At 68.5% G+C, this 17,407-nt stretch carries 7 protein-coding genes; all 7 read left to right on the forward strand.

Annotation, left to right across the window (positions count from 1 at the left end; genetic code table 11):
- Positions 1 to 74: 74 nt before the first annotated feature.
- The 7 genes from H7687_RS03645 (at position 75) to H7687_RS03675 (ending at position 17,402) form a co-directional block, all read left to right on the forward strand.
- Positions 75 to 3,692, forward strand: a complete 3,618-nt coding sequence (locus H7687_RS03645) for a translocation/assembly module TamB domain-containing protein (protein ID WP_183345199.1) — start codon at positions 75 to 77, stop codon at positions 3,690 to 3,692.
- Between the two features lie 43 nt (positions 3,693 to 3,735).
- On the forward strand, positions 3,736 to 4,353 hold the full coding sequence (locus H7687_RS03650) for a DUF1318 domain-containing protein (RefSeq protein WP_246404552.1): 618 nt from the start codon (positions 3,736 to 3,738) through the stop codon (positions 4,351 to 4,353).
- Entirely contained in the window at positions 4,338 to 12,611 is an 8,274-nt protein-coding gene (locus tag H7687_RS03655; RefSeq protein WP_183345203.1) for a CHAT domain-containing protein, read from the forward strand. Before H7687_RS03650 ends, H7687_RS03655 begins: the two co-directional genes overlap by 16 nt.
- A gap of 172 nt (positions 12,612 to 12,783) precedes the next feature.
- The gene (locus H7687_RS03660) at positions 12,784 to 13,293 is read left to right on the forward strand and encodes an SH3 domain-containing protein (protein ID WP_183345205.1); all 510 of its coding nucleotides are present in this window, start codon (positions 12,784 to 12,786) and stop codon (positions 13,291 to 13,293) included.
- A 10-nt stretch (positions 13,294 to 13,303) separates the two neighbouring features.
- Positions 13,304 to 14,194, forward strand: a complete 891-nt coding sequence (locus H7687_RS03665; RefSeq protein ID WP_183345207.1) for a M48 family metalloprotease — start codon at positions 13,304 to 13,306, stop codon at positions 14,192 to 14,194.
- A 207-nt stretch (positions 14,195 to 14,401) separates the two neighbouring features.
- Positions 14,402 to 15,478 carry an ABC transporter substrate-binding protein gene (locus H7687_RS03670; RefSeq protein WP_183345209.1) on the forward strand — a complete coding sequence of 359 codons (1,077 nt, stop codon included), beginning with the start codon at positions 14,402 to 14,404 and terminating at the stop codon, positions 15,476 to 15,478.
- Positions 15,462 to 17,402, forward strand: a complete 1,941-nt coding sequence (locus H7687_RS03675) for a sensor histidine kinase (RefSeq protein ID WP_183345211.1) — start codon at positions 15,462 to 15,464, stop codon at positions 17,400 to 17,402. Before H7687_RS03670 ends, H7687_RS03675 begins: the two co-directional genes overlap by 17 nt.
- The last annotated feature ends 5 nt before the right edge of the window (positions 17,403 to 17,407 follow it).

Raw genomic sequence — 17,407 nt, forward strand, 5'->3', positions numbered from 1 at the left:
GATGATAACAAGGCACGTGGTTTGAGTTCTTCCCCTTCCTGTCGCAACTCCAGCGTACCTTGGGACTTTTGCTGATGCGCCGTCGCCTCCTTGCCTACATCAGTACCCTTCGCGTCAGACGCGTCATTTTCGTCGGCTGCACCCTGGCGCTGTCTGCGGTGCTGTTGCTGGTGCTGCTGGTGGCGTCCCTGCCCGCCCTCCTTTCCACTGCCCCCGCGCAGTCCCTTTTGCGGCTGGGGATCTCCAAGGCCCTCAAGAAGCCGGTTTCCTGGTCCGATTTCCAGGTATCCTGGTCCGACGGCATCGCCCTTACCGGCCTGGTGCTGGGGGACGGTCCGCCGCCGCTTCTGCACGCTTCCCTGCAGCAACTCAAACTCGAGCCCGGCCTTTCGCGCGATCAGGCAACCAGGCGCTGGTGCGTCAGCGTTGACCTCAAGGTGAAGAAGCTGGAGGCCGAGCTCGCACCGGGACCCCCGAAGCCTCCCGAGGCAAAGCCGCTCAAGGATCCGCTCACCCGCATTGCGGAAGGGGTACAGAAGTTCCAGTCCCTGGAGTGGCCGCTGCCGGTCGACCTGCGCCTGTCGGCAGATGCCACCCCCATGAAGATCTACTACGCCGATCCCGTCTCCAAGCGCGAACTGCTGTTGAGCGACTTCTCCTTCGGTCTCGCCGCACCTTCCCTGAGCAAGCTCCCCATCCGCAGCTCCATTGCCGGGAAGGTCGCCGTTGACGGCGGTAAGCCGCAGCCCGTCAGCCTCGGCATTGAGGTGGCCGACCTGGTGACGGCCAGCTACAGCATCAAACCCTCGGCGGCATCCTTGACGGCGCGGGCGGATCTTCCGGGTGTCGCGTTGAGTGCCGCTGGCGGCGTGACCCGGCCGGAGGGGCTCAAGGCGAACCTTGCCCTCTCTCTCCCGGAGCTTGCCCGACTGGCGGCACCCTTCGCCAAGAAACCTCTCCCCGAACCCGCCGGCAAGTTGGCGCTGGACCTCACCGCCCGGACCGACCGGACCGGAGACCTGCGGGTCGCACTCGCACTGGACGGCGACCGACTGGCGGTGGGCCGGCTCCCCGGCAGGAAGGCGGGGCTCGCGCCCCTGGACCTGCACCTGCGCCAGAAGCTGGTCAGTAACCATGAGCGTCAGCAGGTCTCGTTCGACGAGGGGAGCCTGACCAGCCCCGGGCTCATCACCGCCTCCTGGCACGCCCTGGTCGATCGCCCCACCGAAAAGTCGCGCAGTGTCGCGGCGCAACTGGGGTCGCTGCGCCTGGACCTGGGACGGGCACGGCAGGTGGCGGCGCCCTTCCTGCCTAAGAACCTGCCGCTACGGGAGCTGCAGGGAACGGCGTCGCTCGCCAGGCTGAATGCGCGGCTGCAGGGACCGGGCAACGACGGGACCATCCAGATAGAGAAATTGGCGTTCGACCTGCCGCGGCTGCAACTGGCGCTGGCAGGCGGGCCGCTGCAGGGGGAGGGGCTCGCCCTCTCGATCGACAAGGGAACGGTCCCCCTGAAAAAGATGAAGCCGGTGCGTGTCGCGGCCGACCTCTCCTGGTCCGGACGGCGGGTGGACGTGGCGGGCAAGAAGCCGGTGCGGATCGACGGGATGAAGGGGGGACTGAGCCTCGTCCTGACCGAGATCGATCTGAAGGGGAAGCGCGCCCTGGTGGATGCCCGGCAGCAGCTGGAGCTGGAGCGGGTCGGCGTGGGGAGCGAGCTGGCGCTGGAACAGTTGCGGGAGGACCTGGAGCTGAAGGCCCGCGCCTTTACCGGCGGGGCCCTCGACCTGGCGCTCCCGGCGCTGCAGCTTTCCGCCCGGAGCGTGCAGGCGCACCAGCAGGGTAAAGACGTGACGCTGCAGCCGTTCAACGCCCGTCTCACCGCCGAGGGGGTGCACCTGCCGCCCAAGGGACAGGGAACCCCGACCGTGCAGCGTGCCACCTGCTCGCTGTCCGCGTCCGACGCCCTGGCGCTGGAGGCCGAAGCGGCGCTAACCGGGCAGGGCCGCCAGCTGGCCGCCAGCAAGGGGAATCTGCGTCTGGACCTGCGCCGCCTGATGCCGGTCGCGCGCCCGTTCCTTCCGGCAGGCCTCGATGCCGCCGGCCTCGCCGCCGCCTCCTGGGATGTCGCGGCGCCGCTGCCGGTCGCCCGACTTCCGAAAGAAGAGAATCCGCTGCGCAAGGCGAAGGGGAGCCTCGCGTTGCTGGATCGCGCCGAGATGGCGCTCACCTTGAACGACCTGGACCTGCGTCTCCCCAACGCCCAGGGCACCTACCGCGTCCACGGGTTGACCACGGCGCCCCAACTGCGCCTGGCCCTGCCGCATCCCGGAGAGCCGCTTTCTGTGGACGGCGGCTTCCGTTTCGCGTCGCTCGACGGTCTCTCCGGCACGGCGGGAACCCTGCCGCTGCAGTCCGGGACCATGACCCTGCAGGGAGAACTGGCGGGGTGGAAGGAACTGCGCCTCACCGAAGAGTTGAAGGTCGCCTCGCTGGGGCTCTCGCAGATCGCCGACGTTACCGTTGGGCGCATCGATGCGCTCCTCGAGGACCAGGGGGGCAAGTTCGACGCCGCCACCCTTTTGAAGCGGCTCGACGCCACCATGTTCGCCCACCTGGAGGGGAACTTCCCGGCGGAGGCCAAGAAGGTGCTGGCCGGTTGGCAGCTGGCGGGGAACGTCTCCGCCGGCGCGCGTGTCGACCTGACCGCCGCGCGTGAACTCAGGGTGCGCGGCTACAGCAAGTGCCGCGACTTCGGGGTGGCGGACGGCAAGGGATTGGCGGCCAGCGGCGTCCGGGCCGACCTGTTGCTCGACCGCAGTTACGCCCTGGCGCAGGCGCAGGGAAAGGGTGAGGAGTGGGTGCCGCTCTCGACCGGGCTGGTCCGTCCGGCGCCGGTGGCTCCCCTGGGCGCGGCCAACTCGGATCTCGCCGCCCGCATCTACGAGGACCTGCGCGGGCTGATGGGGGCGCCGCGCAAGATCGGCGTGCACCGCGCATCGTTTAAGTCCGGCGCCGTCCCCATCGACGCGAGCGCCCTGGAGGCGGATCTCCTGCTCGAACCCGAGGCCCTGGGGGTGAGCTTTTTCCAGGCCGAGGTGGGCGGTGGCACGGTCCGGGCGCGGGGTCTGATCGACCTCTCCCGCGAGGTGCCGGTCCTCTCGACCTACTGCTACTTCTCAAAGCTGGACCCGGTGCTCCTCTTCCCGGCGGCGGGGGGACAGCGTCCAGGCGGGGAAGGGGAACTGACCGGCGAGTTGAGCCTGTCGGCGCCGCTTGCCACCGAGCAGCGGGCGCTCCTGGAGGGAATGCGCCTGAACCTCAACCTGCGCCGCTTCAGTTCGCGCATCCTGGACCGCGCCCTGTTCGCGCTGGACCCGTACCAGCGCAACGAGAAGATCGTGGCGCAGCGTAAATCCCTGCAGAGTGCCGACCTGAAGGGGCTGCGGGTGAGCGCGGTCGACGGCGCCCTGGACTGCGAGGGGGAACTGACGGTGAAGGGAATCGACATCGCCATCCCGAGGATCGAACGCCTGCGCCTTTCCGAGCTTCCCATCCAAAACGAGTTGAAGCGGCTGCTGGTCTCCATCGCCTCGTCCAGGACGCTCCTGGACCTGGTCCGTTCCGACACGCTGGTGATCGACGAAAAAGGTAAGCCGTCCCTGAAAAGGAGGAGCAATGCCAAGAACTAACACACGTTCAACGTTCAACGTTCGACGTTTAGACCACTCCCCGTTGTCAATTATCCATCGTCAATGGTCCATTCTTGCCCGCGTCTCCGTCGCCGCTCTGCTGCTGGCGGGTAGTTACGGCTGCACGCTGGCCAAGGTCGACGTGAACGTGGTGAGCGAGCGGACGTCGCTGGAAAACCAGGTGCTGGGTACCTACAACGCGCTCTCCGAGGACGTGCTCCTGGTGGCGTCGGTGCGCGGCGTGTCGCCGACGGGCAAGGTGGAAACCCCGCCCAAACATTCGCCGGAACAGCAGGAGGCAGCACAGGCGCTGGAGAACATCGCCTTCCACGCCGACGATGTCGAGGCCCTGAAACGACTCGGCTGGGTGGGGGAAAACCTGGAGGGGACCCTGACCAGCTTCAGCCGGGAGGTCCCGGAGAAAGCCCCGGCCGACCTGAAGGCGTTTGCCGGGCGCTTCGGCGAGGGTGAGTTCCGCCAGGTGGTCAACGAAGTGAACCGCTCCCGCGAGATCCTGATGCTCAGGGTGGTGCAGACCAACGAGAACTTCACCGCCAAGGACTTGCCCGCTATCCGCAAGGTCTTCGCCAGGGTGAACCGCCAGAACAGCGCCCCCGGCACCAAGGTGCAGGAGGATGACGGGAAATGGGTAACCCGATGAACGCCGCAGCCAGAAAAGTAACCCTGCTGCTGGTCGTCGCCGCGCTCCTCTCCGGAACGGCGCAGGCGGTGCCGCTGGGCGAGGAACTGCTGGCCCCGGCAGCGCCGCGCCCGGCCCCGCGCTCGCGCCCGGAGGTGGCGCCGACCCCGGCGGTCTACACCCCGCAGTCGGTGCTCTACGCTGCGCGCTCCCGGGACGGCCGCTGGGTCGCCACGGTGGAAAAGGGGGATGCGGGCTACGAGCTCTGGCTGCACCCGGGCGGCAACGCAGCGGAACTGCCGCGCCTTCTGACCAAGGGGCCGGTGCGCATCTCCGCTCCCGCCTTCGATGCCGGCGGGACCAGGCTCGCCTACGCCGACGAGCGCGACGATCTCAAAGGGGACATCTGGCTCATCGACCTGACCAGGGCGGGCGCGGCGCCGCAACGCATCACCGGCAACGACGCCGGCGAGGACGCCCCGGGCTTCGCCCCCGACGGCAGCGCGCTCTACTACCAGCGCCAGCTTCCCGGCGTCGAGCGCCGCGACCTGGTGCGCCTGGAACTTGTCAGCGGCAAGGCGGCAGCGCTCCCCGTCGGCATCGACGCGGCCTTTGCGGCAATCTCCCCCGACGGCAACCGCATCGCCTTCGTCTCCCGCGACAAGGATCCGGGGGGCGACCTCTGGCTCTGGGAGCAACAGGGAGGGCGCCTGACCCGGTTGACCGCCGGCGCCGAGCGCGACCTCTACCCGGTCTGGCAGGACGGCGACACCCTCCTCTTCACCCGTTTCGCGCCCCCAGTCGGGGATGCCGCCAACGGGCCCGACGGGGGCGCCGTGTTCCGGCTGCAGCTCAAGCGCGCGGGGAGCCACGGTTTCCCGGCCGCCTTCCCGCTCACCTCTGGCCTGCTTTCCACCGCGGCCCCGATTCCCGCCGGAGAGCGCGTGCTTTTCGTGGCGGGCGCGGCGGCGGGGGGGCAGGTGCTGTCGCTGCCGGCTGCCGGGGAGATCCCGGAGCAGGCGGATGTCGCCGCCCAGTGGCAGGTCGCGCGGGTGATCCTGGAGCGTCAGCCGGCGGACCCGGCCACGGCGCGCCTTGCCTGCCTGCGCGTGCTGGCGCGGGAGGACGCCCCGTCACGGGAAGGGGCGCTGGCCTCGCTGGCCCTGGCCGGACTGATGGAGCAGGCCGGCGAGCGCAGCCAGGCACAGGATCGGTACGCCGAGTCTGCGCTGCGCTATGCCGCTTTCCGGGAAGCGGCCCTGGCGGAGATCGCCCGGCTGCGCCTGGAGGCGGAGAGTCGCTGCGAAGAGGTGGTGGTGGCGGGACGCCGTAAGGGTGTCATCGCCGACGCGCAGGAGGAGATGCTTCGGGCGGCGAAGGGGAAGGGACCCGGCGCGACGGCGCGGGCCCTGGTCGACGGCGCCCGGCTCCAGGCCGAATATGGCTCCGGCGCCGAGGACCAGCTGGCCGCCATCGCCCGCTTCGAGAAGGCGCTGGCCGAAACAGCCGCCGCTCCCGACATACTGGCCGAGGCGGCCTACCGCCGCGCGCGGCTCTTGTCCCGGATCGAGGGAGGCGAAGGATCGGTCGCGGCCCTGGTCGAGGTGGCCAGGAAGTACGACCGGCAGGAACAGTGGGCCGAGGCAGCCATCGCCGAGATCCTGGACCAGCTGACCGCGAAAAACGCCGACGCGCGGGAGCGCCTGGCTGCACTGGCCGAGCAGTACCGGAGCACCCTGCCGCGCCTCGCCATGGGGGCGTGGAACCGGGTCGGCGACTTGGCCTACCGCGGGGGTGACTGGGTTCGGGCCAAGGACGCCTACCGCACCGTGCTGGAGCAGTTCCCGCCCGTCGCCACCCCGACCGCCGCGGCCCGCTTCGCGCTGGCCGAGATCCTCTACCGCGAGGAGCGCTACGGCGAGGCGACGGCGCTGTACGAAAAGGAGATGGGGGAGCACCCCGAGGACGCGCCGCTGTACCAGTTGGCCCGCGCCGCCTACCTGAGAAAGAGCCTCGCCGCCGGAGAGAGCCTGTACCGCCTGGGCGAGGTCTCCGCCGCCCGCGCCGCTTTTCTGGACCTGATTCGCTACGAGGGGAGGAGTCTGGAGGCGCACCGCGGCTACATCAAGTCGGTCGCCGCCCAGGGGCAGGCCGCGGAACTGCTGGCGCTGTACCAGAAGATGCTGCAGTCCTACCCGGACGACCCGGTGCTCCTCTACGGCGCCGGGCTCTGCTACACCTATCTCCCCGGAAAGGAAGCGCTCAAGGAGGGGGAACGCCTGATCGCGCGGGCAGCGGAACGGCTGCCCGGTTCCGAGTACCCCTTCCAGACCCGCGGCTACATCGCCGAGGTGCTGGAGACGGTGCACGGCGAACAGGGGGGGCTGGAGCGGGCCCTCAACCTCTACCGCCGGGCCAAGCTCTTGAACCATCCCCAGGAAAACCCGGAGAACAGCGCCAACCTCTCGCTCAACATCGGCAACATCGCCTACCTCCTGGGGCGCAACGCCACGGCCTGGAGCTTCTACAGCCAGCGCCTCGCCGCCAGGGTCCCCTTCGACAACGTCGATACCGAACTCCTCTTTGACCAGCGCTACGGTGCGGTCGCCTTCCAGGTGGGAGAGAAACAGGCCGCCATCGACGGCTACGGCCGGGCCCTCAAGCTGGCCGAGTCCCGCCTGGACCCGGCGCGCTCCCTGGAGCAGTTCGGCCGCCTCACCCGCCGGGTCAACGAGCGCATCTTCGCCGGGCAGAAGCTCTCCCCCCAGCAGGAACAGCGGCTTAGCGAACAGCAGGCCATCAACGCGGAGCTGGAACTGCTCGGGGCGGACCGGGTGGAGGCACCCCCGGCACCCGGGTGGCAGAAGTTCGACGCCGCGCTCCGGAGCCTCTTGGCGCGGCAGCGCAAGCTTGCCGCCGCGGCCTGCGCCGGTGTGCCGCAGGGGGACAAGTACCTGCTAGAGCTGAACGCCATGGCGAGTGCCGTCGAGCGCGAACTGGACAACGTGCCGCGCCTGGTGGAGACCGGAGCGGAGCTGCACGACCGGCTCGGGCTTGCCAACTTCGACGCCGAACGCTTCCCGCCGGCCCTGGCGCATTTCGACCAGGCCTACCGGCTGAACCGGGCGCTCGGGCGCCACGGCAACCTGGCCGCCAACCGGCGCTCGGCGAGCATCGCCGCCTACCGCCAGGCCGAGACCGCCTCCGGCGCCGAGAAGAAGCGGCTCTTGTTGCTGTCCCGGGACGGCTTCACCGAGGTGCTGGCGCTCTTGGACCAGTACCCCCACGAGCAGAAGAGCGCGCCCAAGCGCGGCGGCGGGCTGATCAACGTGGCCGCCAACGTCGCCCTCAACAAGGGGGGCGCCACCGAGGCCGCCTATGGTTTCTCGGCCGAGCAGGAGCGGCGCCTGGCGCAGAGCTACCTCGCGCGCATCGCCACCGACCTGGGGGACAACGCCACCGCGGAGAAGCTGTGCAGGGAACTGCTCGGGCGCTATCCGGAGCGGGTGGACCAGGTGGCCGAGGGGGACCTGTTCGGGGTGGGGCTTCTGAGCCACCGCGCCGCCCAACTCGCTTTTGCGCGCGGTGACCGTGCCGCCGCGGCTGCCGGCTTCAGGAAGGCGACCGCGGTCGCGCTCAAGAACGGCAACGCCGTGGGCGCCATGCTGAACCTGGTCAACTGGGGCATGCTGCTGCCCGAAACTGCCGCGCCGGGCGAGGTGGCGGAGTTTTTGAAGTCGCAGGCCGCCTGCTCGGCCCTGGCCGATTCCTACCGCGACGCCCTGCCTCCCGACGCCGTGGCCCGCTACGGCAACGACGCCGGCGCCATCCTGGCCCGCCTCGCCTCCGGCCGCCCCGACGACGGTAGCGGGCAGGCGCTGGTGTACCGGGCCATAGCCGCCTGGGACAAGGTTCTGAAAGCTGGCGCGGGTCAGACCGGTCAGACCGGTCCGACTGGTCCGACAAGTCTGACAAGTCAGACTACTGAGCGGGCGCGCCTGGCGGCGCGCCTGAACCGTGCCGCGGCGCTGGCCTCGCTGGGGCTCGCCGACGCCGCCCAGGCCGGGTACACCGCGGCGCTGGCCGAGGCGCGCACTACCGGCCACGACGCCATGGCCTGGCGCGCACAGGCGGCGCTGGGTGACTACGATGGCGCCCTCAAACTCCTGGACCGCCTCCCGGCCTCGGAGTACGACCTGCGCCTCGGCGAACTCACCGAGCGCTTCGCCCCGCGCATCGAGGCGCTCTCGGCCAAGGACCCGGAGCAGGGCTTCGCACTGGTGGAGCGGCTCTCGGAGTTGGAGCGGGTGCAGATTCTCGGCAGGAGCCTCCTCGGCGTCGATGACGACGCCACCGTCGAACTCCTCGCCAAGGCCGCCCCGCACCTGGCCGAACTGGACCGGGTGCGCACCGCTCTCGCCAAGGCCGCACCGGAGGACGCCGCCTACCTGAAACTGCGCGCACAACAGGAAGAGACCGTCCTGGATGCGCTCCTGGGCAAAAAACTGGAACTCCTTCCGCCGTACTACGCGGTCGCCGGCCCCGGCGCGCTCCGCCTCGCCGCCTCGTCGGCCGCGCTCTCCGGCGGCAGCGCCGGTGAACGGGAGCGCTTCGCGGCGCTCCTCGCCTCCTTCCGCAAGGAGTGCTCCTCCGGCAAAGGCGCCAAGCTGTGCCGGGCCCTGACGCCGCAGCCTGCCGAGGCCATCGACGTCATGGAGCGGCTCCCGGGACGCCCCGTGCTGCGCCTGGTCGCGCTCCCCGGCGACCGCTTCCTGGTCTTCTCCTTCGGTGCCAGGGACGGCATCACTGCCGAGACCCTGCCGCGCGCCGCGGTCGCGGCCCGTCTCAACGACCCCGCCCAAGTCGCCATCTATGAGCGGCCGGAACAGTTCGCCTTCGCCACCCCGCTCAGCTGGGGGGTGAGCGCGAGCCAGTTGCTGAAGAGCGTGGAGGGGCGCCGCCCGCTGCGGACCCAGGTGCTGGACCCGGCGGGGCTGTGGCCTGCACAGGCGCCGTTTGTGAAGCTCCCGGCCGATGGGCTGCCGGCCCGCCTCCCCGATGCCCATACCCTCGCCCTTCCTGCCGCTGCGGGGCTCCTCGCCTCGGCTCCCAACCGGCCCGGTGCCGGCGGGGCGTACAGCGCCGCCTGGGAGGATGCCGCCGGGGTGCGCCATGACCTGGTGCAGCTGGCCGACGGGGAGTCGGTGTCGCTTCTGCTGGCTCTCAAGGGGGGGACGGCGCAGGCCTGGCACCTGGGGCAGCTGGCGTCCCTGATCGGTGTGCCGAGCGTCCTTGTCGCCGACCGCCCCGCCGATCTCGCCCCCTTCGTCAAGGGCTACGCCGACGGGTCCCTGGCCCAGACACGGCGGGAACTTACCGGGGAGTGGCTCCTGATCGGCGACTGGGGCGGCAACGCCGCCGAAAGCGCCACCCTGGCCAAGAAGCTCTTCAACGACTACGTGAAGAAAGCCGTGCAGGCGCACAACGACGGGCGCTACGCCCAGGCGCTGGCCCTCTTCGACAACGCCCTCGTGGTGGCCGAGGCGACGCCGGAGCTGGCCAAGAACCGCGCCGCGCTGCACCGCCACGCCCGCGAGAGCGCCTTCGGCGCGGGCTTCACCGAGCGCGCCGTGAGCCATGCCGACAGCCTGGTGCAGCGGCTGGCCAAGGAGAAACCGTACTCCGCCGAGCACGCCGACGCCCTGTTGCGGCTGGGGCTGTTGCAGGGGCGCCTGGAGCACTTCAAGGAGGCTACCGCCGCGCTCAAGGAGGGGATCTCCATCTTCGCCGACCTGGGGCTCACCAAGGACCAGGCGTCGGCGCTGTCCGACTTCGGAGTGGTCATGGAAAACGCGGTCGACTACCCCGCCGCACGCTCGCTCTTCGAGGAGGCCGCCGGGCTGCGCGCCCAGTTGAAGGACGATCTGAACCTGGCCGACCAGTACCGCAACCTCGGCCGCATCTTCGACCTGCGCTTGAACCAGTTCGCCGTCGCCGAAAGCTACTATCGCAAGGCCCAGGAACTCTACGCGAAGAGCGGCAGCGCTGCGCTGGAGGCCGAGACCATCCTGGAGCGCGGCCGCTGCCAGCGCCTCCTGGGGAACTTCCCCGCCGCCGATGCCCTCTATCGGGAGGCGCTGGCCAAGGTGGGCAGCACCGAGCTGAAGACCCGGATGAGGATCGTCCTGGAGCAGGGGAACAACGCCTGGTTCCAGGGGCGCTACCAGGAGGCCTTCGACCTGCGCGAGCAGGTGGAAAAGGCGGCACTCAAGGAGAACTGGGCGCTGGAGCAGGTGATGGCCAAGAACACCGGCGGCCTGATCTGGTGGACCCTGGGGGACAACAGGCGCGCCCTGGTCGAGCTGCGACAGGCACTGGAGTTGGCCGGCAAGCTCGAGGTGCGCCGCGACGAGAGCGCTACCACGCTGAACAACATCGGTCTCGTGCGGCGCGAGTCGGGCGACTACCAGGGGGCGCTGGAAAGCCTGGGGCAGGCCCTGGCCATCGACCGCGCCCTCGGCTCGCGCTGGGCCATCGCCTATGATCTCAGGAACCTCGGCCAGACCCGGCTCAAGATGGGGGACCCGGCGGGCGCGCTGAAGCTGCTCACCGAGGCGGCGGCTCTTGCCGACGCCATCGGCGACAAGGTGAATCAGGCCAAGATCCACCTGGCGCTGGGGGATGCCCGGGCCCGCAGCAACCAGGGCGGCCCCGCCGCCGAAAGCTACGCCAAGGCGCTGGAACTGGCCGACGCCATGTTGCTCCGGGAGGTGCGCTGGCGCGCCCTGCTCGGTCTCGCGCGGCTGAAGGAGCAGGGCGGTGACCGCGACGCAGCCGTCGCCTCCTACCGGCAGGCGCTGGAGACGGTGGAGGGGCTGCGCGCCGAGATCAAGCTGGACCAGTTGAAGGACGGCTTCCTGGCCGACAAGATGGACGTCTACCAGGGGCTGGTGGGGCTCCTCGTGGAGCTTGGCCGTAGCGACGAGGCCTTTGCCGTCGCCGAGCGCTCCCGCGCCAGGAACCTGATCGACATCCTGGGGCGGCAGCGCCTCTCGCTCTCCGGTGGCGCCGACCAGGACCTCTACGACCGCCAGGCGCGCCTGCGGGAGCAGATCCAGGAACAGGAGCAGCTCGCCCTGCAGGCGGCGAATCCGGCCGAACGCACCATGTATGCGGCCGCGCTGGACAAGCTGCGCGGCGAGTACCAGGATCTCCTGCTCGATATCGAACGGCGCCGCCCCGAGCTCCTTTCGCTGGTCAAGGTGGCCCCGGTGACCGTGGCCGAGGTGGAGTCCCTGCTGGAGCCGGGGGTGACGCTGTTGTCCTATTACCAGCTTCCGGACCGGCTCCTGTGCTGGCGCCTGGAGCGGCAGGGCTCGCGGCTCTTCGTGCTCAAGGCCTCCGCGCGGGAAATGGCGGAGAAGATCGCCACCTACCGGCGCATGCTGCAGAACCTGGAGCCCCTGGAGCAGAACTCCCGCGATCTGCACCGGATCCTGCTGTCCGAGCCGCTTTCCGGCGTGCCCGAGGGGCAGGCGGTGGGGATCGTGCCGCACGGCAGCCTGCATTACCTCTCCTTCGCCACCCTCTACGACGGCCGCGACTACCTGGTGGACCGGCACACCCTGTTCCACCTCCCCGCCGCCTCGGTGTACCGGCACACCCTGGCCCGGCGCCAGGCGGGAAAGAACCTGCGCATCCTGGCCATCGGCAACCCCGACCTGGGCAACTCCGCCCTGGACCTTCCCTTCGCCGAGAAGGAGGCCGGGACCCTGCGCTGGAACTACAGCGACGTGACCACCCTGACCCGGGAGCGGGCCACCGAGAGCTGGGTGCGTGAGAACATCGCCAAGTTCGGTATCATTCATCTCGCCTCGCACGGCGAGTTCGACACCGTCAACCCGCTCTTCTCCTCGATCCGGCTGGCCAGGGACGGCAGGAATGACGGCCGGCTGCAGGCCGAGGAGGTGTTCGGGCTGGACATCAAGGCGGACCTGGTGGTGCTTTCCGCCTGCCAGACCGGCCTGGGCGACGTGAAGAGCGGCGACGACGTGATCGGCATGAACCGCGCCTTCCTCTTCGCCGGGACCCATGCCCTGGTCTCCAGCCTCTGGCGCGTCTCCGACGTCTCCAGCGCCATACTGATGAAGCAGTTCTACCGGGACTACAGCCGCAGCGACAAGGCCCAGGCGCTCAGGCTGGCCATGCTGCACGTAAGGAACCGCTACCCGCACCCCGGCTACTGGGGGGCGTTCGTACTGACCGGAGATTACAAGTAAAGGACAAAAAACCGCCGGACCCAGCTAAAAGCCCCCCCTCCCGCCTTCGCGGGACGAAGCGCTTCGGCGCGCAGGCCCGTCAAGGGAGGGGGAGAGCAGGAAGCCGTTCGATTTTGATCACTACGTACAACGCCGGCCGGAACCGCTCCGGCCGATTCACGGAGGTGAAACCATGGAGAAGAGAGCTTTAGGCGGCGCGCTGCTGCTTCTGGCCCTGTGCGCGGGGCAGGCATTTAGCGCCGAAAAACGGTGGGTGGTGAGCGAGGGGACCACCCTCAAGAAGGAACAGTCGGTGAGTGCGGCCAACCTCGCCGACCTGCCGGTGGGCGCGGAGTTGACCCTCGTGGAAGGGGAGGGGCGCTGGCTCAAGGTGCAGACCGTGGACGGCAAGGATGGGTGGGTCTACGCGGGGCGCGTTTCCGACACCCAGCCGGTCGCCGAGGTCGGCGCAGGGGACGGCCTGCTCGGCGCCAGCATGCAGAAGAGCCAGATCAACACCGCCAAGGCCGACAGCGCCCGCAGCGTGCGCGGACTCTCCCCGGAGGCCGCCGCCTACGCCAAGCAGCACGGCACGCCGGAGGCCCTGAAGAAGGAACTGGACAAGATCCTGGCGCGCAAGGTGTCCAACAACGAGGTCAAGGCCTTCCTCAAGGAAGGTAAAATCGGCGAGTACGCCCAGTAAGGAGAGAGCCATGAACAAACTACGTCTTTTACCGCTTATCGCGCTCTCCTGCCTGGTCGCCGCACAGGCCCACGCCGGATGGCAGGACACCATCGACAACCTGATGAAGCCCGATTCCAAGGAGGGGAAGATCCTTTCCGGGGCCACCCAGGTGCTCTCCTCGTCGCAGGAGATGACCTACCAGACCGAGTGCACCGTGGGTGAGAGCCTCGCGCTGGACAGCATGCAGCGCTTCGGCAAGCCGGTGCAGAACGAGGCGCTGCAGAAGTACGTGAACCTGGTGGGGAACGCCGTGGCCAGAAACAGCCGTCGCTCCACCATCCCGTACCGCTTCGTGGTGCTGGACAGCCCGGTGCAGAACGCCTTCGCCGCCCCCGGCGGCATCGTTTTCATCAGCCGCGGGCTGCTCGACGTGCTGGACAACGAGGCCGAGCTCGCCGCCGTCCTGGCGCACGAGGTGGGGCACGTGGCCGAGAAACACGCGCTGAAAAGCATCCGGCGCGCGCAATTCCTGCAGGGGGCTGCCACCATCACCGCGGCCAACATGAAGGGGGCCAAGGGGCAGCAGTTCGAATCGATGATGGGGGACCTGCAGAACACCCTGTTCGACAAGGGGCTGGACCAGGGGATGGAGTACGAGGCGGACCAGGCCGCGCTGGAGACGACCTATCGCACCGGGTACGACCCCGGCGCCATGGTGAGCGTGCTGCAAAAGCTCAAGAAGCTGGAGGCGACCGCGACCAAAAACGGCTCCTGGTTCTCGACCCACCCGCCGCTGGACCAGCGTATTGCCAGGCTCTCGGCCCAGCTCCCCAAGTACCCCGCGGCAGGGTCCGCGAAACTTCCCGCCCGGTTTGCCAAGTACGTGAAGCCGGCGAAAAGCGGCAAAGCATCCAAGTGACGGGAATACAGTCATAGCACCGGAAAGGGCGCCAATAACAGTCATCGGTATGACAAGGGCAGGCTCAAAAAGGCTGCCCTTGTTTTTTTTTCTTCTTCCTGCTTGGGGGTAATTGCCTACTCTATCGTAAAATTAATTGCACTTTGTTAGTTAGTTGTCATATATTTGGTCGTAAACTGTGCGATAAAGCGTGGATGCCACGCGTTTATGACAGTCGTCAGGGTGCGGCTGTCGTCACCAAAGCCTGCAGAAGCTGCGCCGGACCTAAAGGAGTGGACGCTGAGAGCCGCGCTGATACTGATACTGTTGCTGTGCCTGGCCGGCTGCCAAAGCCCCGTTCGGCACCAGACGGGTCCGCCCCTCCCCCTGCGCCTGGCCTATGCCACCCTGCATGACTGCGCGCTGGTCCACATCGCCCTCGCCCGCGGCTTCCTGCGGGAGGAGGGGCTGGACGTCGAGGCGTACCGTTTCAGCTACGGCAAAGAAGCGCTGCAGGCGGTGCTGGAAGGGAAGGCCGACATCGCCACAGTCGCCGAGACCCCGGTCATGTTCGCAGCCCTGCAGGGGCACAAACTCTCCCTCCTGGCCAGCATCTTCACCTCCAACAAGAATCACGTCATCCTTGCCGACAGCAAAAGCGGTATCACCAGCCCCGGCGACCTCATGCGGCGGCGGGTCGGCTTCACGCCCGGGACTACCAACCACATGTTCCTTTCCTCCTTTCTTACCGCCAATGGCTTGAGCGGCGAGGACATCATCCCGGTCTCCCTGGCGCCGGAGCAGATGCGGGACGCGCTCCTCGCCGGGCGCGTCGACGCCGTGTCGACCTGGGGCCCCGACTACAGGATCATCGCCGGGAGCCTTGCCGGGAGAAGTGTCCCTTTCGAGGACCCCTATATCTATACCGAGACCTTCGTCGTAGCCGGCAAGACCTCGTACGTGGCGGAGAACCAGGAGGCGATGCGGCGGCTTTTGCGCGCCCTGGTCCGCGCCGAGCAGTTCGCCGCCGCCAACCCCAACGAGGCCCAGGCCATCGTGGCCACCGCCTCCGGCCTGCCCCGGGAGGTGCTTGCCCAGTGCTGGGGTGAGAGCGCGCGCACCGTAGGCCTGGACCACGCCCTGCTGATCTCGTTGGAGGACGAGACGCGCTGGTCCGGGAAGTCTCGCCTGGTGCGCGAGGCGCCCATGCCCAACTACCTGGACTACCTGGACCCGCGCCCGCTTCTGGCGGTGAAGCCGCAGGCGGTGGACCGGCAGGTGCTGAAAAGTGACCTTCGCCCGTAGACTCAGGATAATCTCGCTGCTCTCCTTCACGCTGCTCGTGATCGTGACGGGGTTACTGGCTTGGTCCTCCAGGGAGGTCACCCTGGCCGAGCAGAACCACGTCGTGGCGGACCAGATCCAGGCCACCGTGTTCCACCGTGCCACCATGCGGGACGAGTATTTCCTCTTTGCCGTGGAGCGGGCCAGACAACAGTGGTTCGCCCTCAACGACGCCGCCACGCGCCTGCTGGCAGAGGGGTTGCCGCAGCTTGACGGCGGTGCGGCGGAGCAGATCCTGGAGCGAAGCCGGCATGACCTGGCCGATTCGGTGCAGATATCGAAACGGCTGGTCGAGCAGGTCCGCCGGGTCTCCGCTGCCGATCCGGCGGTGGCCCATCACGATGAATTCGCCAGCCGGCTCTACAGCCAGATCATGCTCAAGGACTCCGCGCTGCAGCAGGAGGCGGTGAACCTGCAGCAACTGGCCCGGGACCGTTTCCAGCATGCCAGCAAGAGGATGATCTACCTCACCCTGCTGCTGGTCATCCTGATGGCGCTGGTCGCCATCCTCAATGCCGCCTTTCTGAACCGGGTGCTGCACCGGCGCATGGCCGCCATCAAGCGCGGCGTCGATGTCATCGCCGCCGGGGACCTGAGTCGCGGCATCGAGGTCGAGGGGAAGGACGAACTGGCGGAACTGGCCCGGGTTTTCAACAGCGTCACCCAAAAGATCCGGGACTACACCCAGGCCCTGCACGACAGCGAGAAGCGTTACCGGATGCAGCTGCAGGAACTGGCCAACATCTATACCCACACCCCGGTGGGGCTCTTCGTCGTGGACCGCGACCTGCGCTACCTGCGTCTCAACGAGCACTTGGCCAGAATCAACGGCAAGAGCATCTGCGAGCACGTGGGGCGCCGCATCGACGAGGTGCTGCCGCCGGAGCTGGCTGCGCGCATCACGGAGAGTTGGCGCCCCGTCCTGGAGCGGGGCGAGTGCGTCCTGAACGTCGAGGTGCAGGGAAGGACGGATCCGGACGACCCGGCGCAGCACCACTGGCTGGCAAGCTACCAGCCCCTCAGCTCGGAGGGAGGGGAGGTGAGCGGGGTCATGGGGGTGGTGCTGGACATCACCGAGCGCAAGCGGGTCGAGGAGATGCTGGCGGGGGTGCGCCAGCACCTCGAGGAGGAAGTGCAGCAGAGGACCGCCAAGCTGCAGCTCATCAACGAGCACTTGACCCAGGAGATCGAGATCCGCAAAAAGGTGGAGGTCGAGCTGTTGGCGCAGCAGCAGAAGCTGCAGGACATGGCCCTGGACCTCGCCATGGCGGAGGAGCGGGAGCGGGACCGGATTGCCAGCGAGCTGCACGACCAGGTCGGCCAGCGGCTCATCCTGGCCAAGATCAAGCTGGACGGCCTGGCCAGCAGCGTCCCCGGCGGCGACTGCGAGAACGAGGCCGAGGCGGTCGGGGCCCTGGTCCAGCAGACCATACAGGACATCAGGTCGCTCACCTTCCAGCTGCGCCCGCCGCTGCTGGCCAGCGCGGGGCTGGAGGCGGCGCTGCGCTGGCTCGGCGAGGAACTCAGCGTGGATTTCGGGCTGCAGGCCGAATTCGAGGATGACGGCAGGGACAAGACCTTGCCCTACGAGATCCGCTCCACCGTCTTCCAGGCCGTCCGGGAACTGATGCTGAACGTGGTCAAACATGCCGGGACGCTGCGCTGCAGGGTGGCGTTGTCACGGTGCGAGCAGTCGCTGGTGATCGCGGTAGAAGACGACGGGGTAGGTTGCGGGCAGGAACAGGACGCGGCGGAGACCCGAAGCGGTGGTTTCGGCCTCGCCAACGTGAGGCAGAAGATAGAGCATCTGGGCGGGAATTTGACCGTCATCAACAAGAAAACAGGTGGGACCGTGGCTACCATCGAGGTGCCGCTGTCCTGCTAGGGCCG

This window comes from Geomonas paludis, from assembly GCF_014193585.1.
GTDB lineage: Bacteria > Desulfobacterota > Desulfuromonadia > Geobacterales > Geobacteraceae > Geomonas > Geomonas paludis.

Bases quoted from the DNA above. Each gene is read 5' to 3' on its own strand.
- H7687_RS03645 (WP_183345199.1), top strand. From the start codon at position 75: ATGCGCCGTCGCCTCCTTGCCTACATCAGTACCCTTCGCGTCAGACGC.
- H7687_RS03665 (WP_183345207.1), top strand. From the start codon at position 13,304: ATGAACAAACTACGTCTTTTACCGCTTATCGCGCTCTCCTGCCTGGTC.
- H7687_RS03655 (WP_183345203.1), top strand. From the start codon at position 4,338: ATGGGTAACCCGATGAACGCCGCAGCCAGAAAAGTAACCCTGCTGCTG.
- H7687_RS03660 (WP_183345205.1), top strand. From the start codon at position 12,784: ATGGAGAAGAGAGCTTTAGGCGGCGCGCTGCTGCTTCTGGCCCTGTGC.
- H7687_RS03670 (WP_183345209.1), top strand. From the start codon at position 14,402: ATGACAGTCGTCAGGGTGCGGCTGTCGTCACCAAAGCCTGCAGAAGCT.